The following is an 8,878-nucleotide window of genomic DNA, read 5'->3' as shown; positions in this document are numbered from 1 at the left end:
AAGGGAAAAAAAAAGACCTTTCAAAAGGGAGACGAGGACGGAGGTGGGGAGCGGCTTTGTGTCGCGATGGGCTGCAAAGCAGCCCCGGCAATTGTCCTGATTACCGAGGAGGCACAGATGCACATTTCCCTGAACGGCAAGCGCGCCATCGTCAGCGGCTCCACAGCCGGCATCGGCCTGGCCATCGCCATCGGCCTGGCCGAGGCGGGGGCCGAAGTGGTCCTCAACGGTCGCACCCAGGCCCGGGTCGACGAAGCCCTCAAAGTTGTGCGCGAGCGCCTGCCGCAGTCGCGCATCATCGGCATCGCTGCCGACCTGGGCACCCAGGCCGGTGTGCAGACGCTTTTCAAGCAGGTGCCGCACACCGACATCCTGGTCAACAACCTGGGCATCTTCGAGCCCAAGCCGTTCTTCGAGATCGAGGATGAGGACTGGCAGCGTTTCTTCGACGTCAATGTGCTCAGCGCCGTTCGCCTGTCGCGCCACTATGCCCAAGGCATGGCCGAGCGCAAATGGGGGCGAGTGGTGTTCCTGTCCAGTGAGTCGGCGCTGCAGATTCCGACCGAGATGATTCATTACGGCATGACCAAGACTGCGTTGCTGGCGGTGTCGCGCGGGCTGGCCGAGACCCTGGCCGGCACCGGGGTGACGGTGAATTCGGTGCTGCCGGGGCCTACGCGTTCGGAAGGTGTGGGCGACTTCTTTGCCAAGCTGGCCGAGGAGCAGGGGGTGTCGACTGAAGAGCTGGAAGCCAACTTCCTGGCCGAGCACCGGCCGACCTCGCTGATCAAGCGGCTGGCGACGGTGGAGGAGGTGGCGAACATGGTGGTGTACCTGGCATCGATGCAGGCCAGTGCCACTACCGGGGCTGCCTTGCGGGTTGATGGCGGGGTGCTGCGTTCCATTGCCTGATCTGTATTGCCTGTACCGGCCTCTTCGCGGGCTTGCCCGCTCCCACAGGTACAGTGCAATCTTCGGGATCACACTATCCCTGTGGGAGCGGGCAAGCCCGCGAAGAGGCCAGCACAGGCAATCAATCAGAGCGGGCGCAGCAGGCCAAACCGCTTGCGCAACGCCCAATCCAGCACCCGCCGCGGCAGTAACCGGGCCATCAACGGCAACGCCGTACTGCCGTTCCCCAACCGCACCACCGCTGGCACCGGCGACTTCCCGACCGCTGCCAACACGCCCTGGGCAAACACCGCCGCCGAGGTGGGCTTGTCCTGCGAAGCCCGTGCCCGTGCCTGCACGTGCTCGCGCAACGGCCACCACGCCGAATCCGCCGCCAGCACCTGCTCGGCCTGGCGCTGGGCATTGCTGGCGAACTGCGAGGCAATCGCCCCTGGCTGCACTTCCATTACCTGCACACCAAACGGCGCCAGTTCCAGGCGCAAGGCATCGCTCAGGGCATGCACGGCGGCTTTCGAGGCGCAGTAGGCGCCGGCGAACGGCGTGACCAGCACGCCTGATACGCTGCCGATGTTCACCACCAGGCCCCGTGAGCGGCGTAGCTGTGGGAACAATGCGCGGGTAACGCCGACCACGGCGAATACATTGGTTTCGAACTGCTGGCGCAGGGCATCCACACCACCATCGAGCAGCGGGCCCATGGCGCCGTAGCCAGCGTTGTTGATCAGGATATCGAGGTTTTCCAGTTCCTCGGCCAGGCGGCCCAGCGCCTCGCTGTCGTTCACATCAAGTTGCCGGGCGGTGAAGCCGGCGGCGTTCAGTTGCTCGACATCCTCAGGTTTGCGGGCGGTGGCCCAGACGTGGTGGCCGGCATCGCGGAAGGCGTCGGCCAAGGCGCGGCCGATGCCGCTGGAACAACCGGTGATCAGGACGGTGGGCATGGTTGGGGCCTGTTGTCAGGGGAAGTTGGTGTTGCCTGTGCCGGCCCTTTCTCGGGCTTGCCCGCTCCCACAGGTACTCCACAGTTCTTGAGCACTGTGCAGTACCTGTGGGAGCGGGCAAGCCCGCGAAAGGGCCGGCACAGGCGATACATTAGTTGGCAAACGTACCTTGCAGATGCTCTGCACGAAACTCCAGGGTCTGCGGCCGGTACCCGGAGCGCAGTGGCGGCAGTGGCAGGCAGTCCTTCCACTCGGCCCCTGGCTGCAGCTCACCCGGCCCACGGTAGCGCGGGGCGTTGTAGGTGTTCTCCGCCAGGTTCACGGTATCGCCCGGCGCATACGCCGCCACCCGCCAGCGCAACTCGGTCAGCGGCACGTCATTGCCATTCTTCATGCGCACCTGCAGGGCGCGGTCAGCGGGGCAGTGTTCGGGGGCGTAGCTCAGGCGCAGGTCCAGGCGGGCCAGTTGCGAGGTTTCGCGGGTGTCCTGCCAGACGACGAACAGGGCCACCAGGCCCAGGCCACAAACGGCAGCCAGCGAGATCGGCAGGGCCTTGGCCGGGTAGCGCAACAGCAGCACCAGCCAGGTGAGGATGAGGAAGGCACCGATGATCATGAAAGCGGGCAAACCTTGGTTGCGCGGGGTCAGACCATCGTAGCCCATAAGAACAAAACTTCAAAAGCCTGATTCGTTTATATCAATCAGCCAGCAGGAGAGTTTGATGGGTTATGACCCTGGGTAGGGATATTGATTCAGGTGTTACCTGGTATTTTTGATAGGTTACAACTTCTCGATTATTGATTAGTTTCAATCTGTATGTATCTATAGTCGGAGTGGAAGAAATGGAAAATATTCGCGAAAACTGGACTGAGATTGAATTCGCTATTCCTGAGGGAGCTGTTGGGTACGGGGCGGCAAGGTTGTTAGATGGAAAATATTATGTGGCGGCATCATTGCAGTGGGAAATTTGTGTGCTGCGGTATGACGATCGAGGAAGTCTGGATATATCCTTCGGCGAGCAAGGCATAGTGAAATTCCCAAACCCTGATCGTTTTGGTACTAAATTTTCTTTCAGTCTGCAAAAAAATGTGGTCATGCTGTCCTGTCTGGCGGGTGAAGCTGGTAATTATAGTAATTTTCTGCTCTGCAAACTTGACGCCGATACCGGGGCGTTGGATCCGAGCTTCGGGGATAACGGTGTAAAAGTTGTACCGATACCTCAGGCGAACCAGGCCGATATTGTCGGCTCAAGTGTCAATCAAGCCCCGCAGTTACCGGACGGTAAGCATCGACAACTTGTATCTCGTGGGATGGCTCAATTTGAGTTGACAGGTGAATTGGACCCAGCATTCAACGAGAGTGGGGTGCTGAGAAGTTTTCCCAAGTCAAGTTACGAATATCAGACAATGAATATCATGCCTTACATGAGTGCCGGTAAGCATGAAGGTTTCTTGATGAGTGGTGTCTTCAACCTTGGAGGCTATGGCCGTGGATGGGTGGGAGCCATTGATAGCGAAGGTAAATTGTTGCGCGATTTCGGTGGCGATGGTGAAGTCCATTTCATGAAGCTCCCAGATCATGAGCTCACTAATCTGGTAATGGAGCCGATGTTGCAGGTCGACGATTATCTGTATGTGGCTGGCAGTGGAGGGCGTGAGCTGTATCCAGATTTCATCTACCGTCTGCATCGGGATGGCAGAATAGATGAAAGTTATAACGATGGTGAGCCAGTATTTTTGGAAGTTGGAAAGGCCAAGGCTTTTCACCTGGTTCAAGACGGCGACGGCATTCTCATCGGGGTATGGGGTGTTGAAGCGACGGGTGGGGTTATTCGATACGATGCCGCTGGTAAAAGAGACCTGTCTTTCGGCCAGGGCGGTTGGTTGAACATGCCCGTGAAATACATGGATCCCGTATCGTTGACCATAAGGGAATATGAAGGCTCCAGGATTGTGGAAGTATTGGGTGGCCGTTATCTCTTGCGTCACCGGATCGAATAGATCACAGCTGAGCAAGGCTCGGGCAGCCCTGGCCTGGGTGGTTCCCAGCCATTGCCTGGTGCAATGGCTGGGATGCGACTTTTACTGCGCGATGGTCTTCACCGAAACACCACGCTCGATGGGTGTAGAGGTACGTCCATACACATCCTCGAAGCGCTCGATGTCATCCTCGCCCAGGTAGCTGCCGGATTGCACTTCGATGATCTCCAGCGGGATCTTGCCCGGGTTGCGCAGGCGGTGCACCGATGCGATCGGGATGTAGGTCGACTGGTTCTCGGTCAGCAGGAACACGTTCTCGTCACAGGTCACCTCGGCGGTGCCGGACACCACGATCCAGTGCTCGGCACGGTGGTGGTGCATCTGCAGCGACAGGCTGGCGCCCGGCTTGACGGTGATGTGCTTGACCTGGAAGCGGCCGCCCATGTCCACCGAGTCGTACGAGCCCCACGGGCGATACACTTCCAGGTGGTTCTGGGTTTCGCTGCGGCCCTGCTCGTCGAGGGTCTTGACCATCTGCTTGACGCCCTGGACCTTGTCCTTGTGGGCAATCATCATGGCGTCCTTGGTCTCGACCACCACGATGTTCTCCAGGCCGATCACCGACACCAGCTTGCCGTTGCCGTGGATCATGCAGTTGTGGCTGTCCTGCACCACCACATCGCCCTTGGTGACGTTGCCGTTGTCGTCCTTCTCGTGCACTTCCCACAGCGACGACCAGCAGCCCACGTCGCTCCAGCCAGCCGACATCGGCACCACGCAGGCGCGCTGGGTCTTTTCCATCACCGCGTAGTCGATGGAGTTGTCCGGGCAGCAGGCGAAGGTGGCTTCGTCGATGCTCAGCACATCACCGTCTTCCTGGCTGCGCTCCAGGGCCAGTACGCAGGTGTCGTAGATGTCGCCGTCGTGCTTTTTCAGCTCTTCGAGGAAGCGGCTGGCACGGAACAGGAACATGCCGCTGTTCCAGAAGTAGCCGCCGGCCTGGACGAACTCGGCGGCGCGTTTTTCGTCGGGCTTTTCGACGAACTGCGCCACGCGCGCCACGCCTTCAGGCAGCAGGGCGTCCTGGCTGGAACGGATGTAGCCGTAGCCGGTTTCCGGCTTGGTCGCCGGCACGCCGAACAGCACCATCTCGCCACGCTCGGCGGCCACGGTGGCCAGGGCCAATGCGCGCTGCAGGGCTTTCTGGTCATCGATCACGTGGTCGGCGGGCAGCACCAGCATCAGCTCGTCGCGGCCCTCGTTGACCAGTTTCATGGCAGCCATGGCCACGGCCGGCGCGGTATTGCGGCCGAACGGTTCCATCAGGATGCCTTGGGTTTCCAGCTTCAGCGCGGCCAGTTGCTCCTGGACGATGAACTTGTGGTCCTTGTTGCAGACCACGATCGGTGTGTCCATGCCTTCGAACACCAGGCGCTCGAGGGTTTGCTGGAACAGTGTGTGTTCACCGGTCAGGGCCAGGAACTGCTTGGGGAACTGCTTGCGCGACAGAGGCCACAGACGGGAACCGCTACCACCAGAAAGAATTACCGGGATCATCATGTTTCTCCAATAGTCGTTGAGAGGCAGTGGAATCAGTTGCTAGCCACGGGGCGAGTTACCCACACCGGCGACAAGGCGTTGCCGGAACCCGTTACGTACAGCACTGCGGCTTCGCCGCGCTCCAGGGCGACGGGTTTGACGTCACCCACTTTCTTGTCTCCTTGGAACAGCGCCAGGTTGACCTTGACCGGGTTGATTTCGCGTTCGCCGCGGCCGTTGGCGGCCACCGGCTTGACCACTTCGGTCTTGCCGTCGGCGGTCTTCAGGGTCAGTTGCTGGTCACTCAGGTTCTGCACGCGAACCAGGGCTTTCTGCTTGTTCTTGAACGGCGGCTCTTCGATCAACTGCGGGTTGCCGCTGGCGCTGTTGACCAGGGTGTAGTACTTGTCCGCAGCCAGCTTGACCGGCACGCTCTTGCCACCGACCTGAGCGGTGTAGTCACCCCCTGGCAGGAAGCTGAAGTCACTGCTGCCCTGTGCACCAACCTGTTTGATCTGGGTGTTGCCGACCGAAGCTGCCGCCGGTGCGCTGGAAGCGTTGTAAAGGCGCACGAAGGTCGAGCCTTTCGGCGCGCTCGGGCCATACAGCGCGGCGTCGGCGCCGGCGAAGGCCTGCATGGAGGCCAGGGACAGGCCGGCAGCGAGGGTGAGGGCTTTGGCAATGGAAGTCTTGGTAGTCATATGTAGGTTCCTCTGATTAGTGGTTAGTCCGGGTGGACGACAAAGCCAGGTTTTCTTCGGATTTACGGGTGTTCTTCAGCTGGGCGATCCACTGTGGATCGAAGCTGCTGAGGTCGTTCTTCATTGGCAGATAACGTTCGGGGAATTCCCACACCACCACTTGGGGTGCGGCGTTCTTGAAGGCATCGCTTTGCAGGTACTTGAGCATCGGCAGCAGCGGGCCATGGCCGTCTTCGGCGTAGTTGGCCACATCGCTGCGCAGGGCCTGCTGCAGCGCGCCGAGGAAGTTCCAGTGCGGGTTGGCGCTGTAGCTGGTGCCCACCAGCGCAACCGGGATCTGCGTGTCGGCGAACAGTGCGTCACCGGCTTCACCTTCGGCCTCGACCGGGCGAGTGGTGCGCTGCTGCAGGTTGTCCGGGGCCGGCAGAAGGTTGCTGAACAGCGGGTCCAGTGGCAGGAAGTTGGTCAGGTCGCCCTTGTATGGCGCGGTGCTGCCGGCTTCGGTGATGAACGCCTGCGGGTCGCCGTTGAGCAGGCTCTGGCGGCTGACCGCTTCGGCCAGTGCCTGCGCAGCCACTTCGGCGCCCATCGGCGTCCAGTGGGTGTCGGTGCGCAGGAACACCTGGCCGCGCGCCTTGGCCTGCTCCATGGGTGCCATCAGGTCCGGGGCGAACACGTTGGCCTGGCGTGCCTGGGCATGGAACTGGTTGTACAGGTCGTCATGCAGGCTGGTCGGCAGTTCCTTGCCCAGGTACTCGGCGTACACCCGCGCCTTGGCCGGCACGATCGCCAGCACCAGCTGGCTGCCGTGCTGCTGCAGGGTGTCGCGCACGCCACGGATCAGCGCCAGGTTTTCTTGCATCAGCTGCTCGGCACCTGCGGTGGGCTTGAACTCTTCGTCACTGAACAGCCACTGGTCGCGGCCCAGCACCACGCCAGGGCGGCCTTCGTTGAACAGCTTGAAGTCCATCGCCGCCCACAGGTTGGTACCCAGGCGCTTGATCGGGAACTGCTCGTCGTAGTGGGTCTCGGCGGCCTTGGCCAGCTTGCCGTTGAGCAGGGTCATCTGCTCGGTACGCTGGAAGCTTTGCAGGCCACCGGTGGACCAGACGCCCATGCCCACCAGCAGGCCGAGGAACGACAGCGAATAGGTAATGCGTAATGTCCGGGTCATGTCATCAACCTCAGAACTGGAAGTAGAGGAACGGCGAGTAGCTCTGCGCCGAAAGTTTGAGGATCGAGGCAACGAACAGCAGCAGCACCAGGGCGCGGGTCATCACCCGGGTCCAGTCCAGGCCGATCGAACCGTCGCTGTTGACCTCCACCGGGGTGGCCTTGGGCGTTGGCCGGGCGTTGCGGTAGAAGTCGCGCAGGCCGAAGAACGCCAGGGTGATGTAGGCGACCACCAGGGTGGCTACCTGCAGGCCGGTGAGCTGGGCACGGTTGAGTTCCGACAGCTGCCAGTCGCCGAAGCTGAACATGGCGCCGTACATGCGACCGGCCACTTCCAGGTTCTCGGCACGGAAGATTACCCAGCCAACCACCACCAGCAGGAAGGTGAATGCCCACTTCACCGGGTTGAAACGCTGCGGGTTGGTGTCGATGCCCAGCGCGCGCTCGATGGCCAGCCACATGCCGTGCCAGGCGCCCCAGATGATGTAGGTGAAGTTGGCGCCGTGCCACAGGCCACCCAGCAGCATGGTCAGGAACAGGTTGCGGTAGGTGTTGAAGGTGCCTTTGCGGTTACCGCCCAGGGTGATGTACAGGTAGTCGCGCAGCCAGGTCGACAGGCTGATGTGCCAGCGCCGCCAGAACTCGGTGATCGACTGGCTGATGTACGGCTGCTTGAAGTTCTCCATGAAGCGGAAGCCCATCATCAGGCCGAGGCCGATGGCCATGTCGCTGTAGCCGCTGAAGTCGAAGTACAGCTGCGCGGTGTAGGCCAAAGCGCCGAGCCAGGCATCCCCGGTGGTCGGGTTCTGCAGGGCGAAGCAGTGGTCGGCCACTACCGCCAGGGTATCGGCGATGAACACTTTCTTGATGAAGCCCTGCATGAAGCGGGTGCAGCCTTCGGAGAACTTGTCCAGGGTGTGGGTGCGGTTGTTGAACTGGTCGACCAGGTCCTTGAAGCGCAGCACGGGGCCGGCGATCAGGTGCGGGAAGATCGCCACGAACGCCGCGAAGTCGATCAGGTTGCGGGTGGCCGGGGTGTCGCCGCGGTACACGTCGATGATGTAGCTGATCGACTCGAAGATGTAGAACGAGATACCGATCGGCAGCAGCACGTGGGTGAGGATGAACGGCTCCAGGCCGAACGAGGAGATGATCGCGTTGAGGCTGTCGACGCCGAAGTTGGCGTACTTGAAGTAGCCGAGAATCGCCAGGTCCACACCGACGCCGAGCAGCAGCCAGCGCTGGGCCGGCTTGGTACGCACGCCGGCGGCGCCGACTTTCAGGCCGATCCAGTAGTTCCACAGGGTCACGCCGGCGAACAGGGCGAGGAAGTCGACCCGCCACCAGGCGTAAAAGATGTAGCTGGCGACCAGCAGCAGCAGGTTGCGATAGCGTTGCCCGCTCAAGTAGTACAGGCCGAGGAAGATCGGCAAGAACAGGAACAGGAACACGTTGGACGAGAAGACCATCCCGGTTCTCCTTTTTGTTCACAGCATCCGGGGCAAAGCGCCCCCCAAACCCCCCACTCAAAAAGTGGGGGAAGCCTTGGTACCTGTGGGAGCGGGGGGGGGGGGGGGGGGAGGGGGGGGGGGGAGAAGGGGGGGGGGGGGGGGGGGTGTTTTTTCCGTGATTTCC

At 61.4% G+C, this 8,878-nt stretch carries 8 protein-coding genes; 2 read left to right on the top strand and 6 right to left on the bottom strand.

The annotated features are described in order from the left end of the window. Nucleotides 1–117 precede the first annotated feature (117 nt). Complete coding sequence (locus ACLCGK_RS09190; protein ID WP_410951857.1) at nucleotides 118–912, top strand: SDR family NAD(P)-dependent oxidoreductase; 795 nt, start codon at nucleotides 118–120, stop codon at nucleotides 910–912. A 125-nt stretch (nucleotides 913–1,037) separates the two neighbouring features. Here the strand turns inward: ACLCGK_RS09190 and ACLCGK_RS09185 are convergent, their stop codons facing one another. Both ACLCGK_RS09185 and ACLCGK_RS09180 read right to left on the bottom strand, forming a co-directional pair. After that, nucleotides 1,038–1,850 carry an SDR family oxidoreductase gene (locus tag ACLCGK_RS09185; RefSeq protein WP_410951856.1) on the bottom strand — a complete coding sequence of 271 codons (813 nt, stop codon included), beginning with the start codon at nucleotides 1,848–1,850 and terminating at the stop codon, nucleotides 1,038–1,040. A gap of 151 nt (nucleotides 1,851–2,001) precedes the next feature. Beyond that, nucleotides 2,002–2,466: a multidrug transporter gene (locus ACLCGK_RS09180; RefSeq protein ID WP_100412775.1), complete on the bottom strand. Its 465-nt coding sequence runs from the start codon at nucleotides 2,464–2,466 to the stop codon at nucleotides 2,002–2,004. 227 nt (nucleotides 2,467–2,693) lie between these two features. Here ACLCGK_RS09180 and ACLCGK_RS09175 point away from each other — a divergent pair, with 227 nt between their 5' ends. Next, nucleotides 2,694–3,851 carry a hypothetical protein gene (locus ACLCGK_RS09175; protein WP_410951855.1) on the top strand — a complete coding sequence of 386 codons (1,158 nt, stop codon included), beginning with the start codon at nucleotides 2,694–2,696 and terminating at the stop codon, nucleotides 3,849–3,851. An 81-nt stretch (nucleotides 3,852–3,932) separates the two neighbouring features. Here the strand turns inward: ACLCGK_RS09175 and ACLCGK_RS09170 are convergent, their stop codons facing one another. The 4 genes from ACLCGK_RS09170 to ACLCGK_RS09155 are packed head-to-tail and all read right to left on the bottom strand — an operon-like array spanning nucleotide 3,933 to nucleotide 8,712. Next, complete coding sequence (locus tag ACLCGK_RS09170; RefSeq protein WP_024087718.1) at nucleotides 3,933–5,387, bottom strand: mannose-1-phosphate guanylyltransferase/mannose-6-phosphate isomerase; 1,455 nt, start codon at nucleotides 5,385–5,387, stop codon at nucleotides 3,933–3,935. Nucleotides 5,388–5,422: 35 nt separating this feature from the next. Continuing rightward, nucleotides 5,423–6,070, bottom strand: coding sequence for an alginate O-acetyltransferase AlgF (locus ACLCGK_RS09165; protein WP_013974158.1), 648 nt, complete (start codon nucleotides 6,068–6,070; stop codon nucleotides 5,423–5,425). Between the two features lie 16 nt (nucleotides 6,071–6,086). Then, nucleotides 6,087–7,244, bottom strand: a complete 1,158-nt coding sequence (locus ACLCGK_RS09160; protein ID WP_023660658.1) for an alginate O-acetyltransferase — start codon at nucleotides 7,242–7,244, stop codon at nucleotides 6,087–6,089. A gap of 10 nt (nucleotides 7,245–7,254) precedes the next feature. Continuing rightward, nucleotides 7,255–8,712 (bottom strand): MBOAT family O-acyltransferase, encoded by a 1,458-nt coding sequence (locus ACLCGK_RS09155; protein ID WP_013974157.1) that lies wholly within the window; start codon nucleotides 8,710–8,712, stop codon nucleotides 7,255–7,257. Nucleotides 8,713–8,878 lie beyond the last annotated feature (166 nt).

It is taken from the genome of Pseudomonas sp. S1(2024), from assembly GCF_046557535.1.
Note: the sequence above shows the minus strand (reverse complement) of the source record. Positions and strands in the feature narration are given on the sequence as shown.

Excerpts from the sequence above, each read along its gene's own strand:
- ACLCGK_RS09185 (WP_410951856.1), bottom strand. The coding sequence starts at position 1,850 with ATGCCCACCGTCCTGATCACCGGTTGTTCCAGCGGCATCGGCCGCGCC.
- ACLCGK_RS09170 (WP_024087718.1), bottom strand. The coding sequence starts at position 5,387 with ATGATCCCGGTAATTCTTTCTGGTGGTAGCGGTTCCCGTCTGTGGCCT.
- ACLCGK_RS09155 (WP_013974157.1), bottom strand. The coding sequence starts at position 8,712 with ATGGTCTTCTCGTCCAACGTGTTCCTGTTCCTGTTCTTGCCGATCTTC.
- ACLCGK_RS09160 (WP_023660658.1), bottom strand. The coding sequence starts at position 7,244 with ATGACCCGGACATTACGCATTACCTATTCGCTGTCGTTCCTCGGCCTG.
- ACLCGK_RS09180 (WP_100412775.1), bottom strand. The coding sequence starts at position 2,466 with ATGATCATCGGTGCCTTCCTCATCCTCACCTGGCTGGTGCTGCTGTTG.
- ACLCGK_RS09165 (WP_013974158.1), bottom strand. The coding sequence starts at position 6,070 with ATGACTACCAAGACTTCCATTGCCAAAGCCCTCACCCTCGCTGCCGGC.
- ACLCGK_RS09190 (WP_410951857.1), top strand. The coding sequence starts at position 118 with ATGCACATTTCCCTGAACGGCAAGCGCGCCATCGTCAGCGGCTCCACA.
- ACLCGK_RS09175 (WP_410951855.1), top strand. The coding sequence starts at position 2,694 with ATGGAAAATATTCGCGAAAACTGGACTGAGATTGAATTCGCTATTCCT.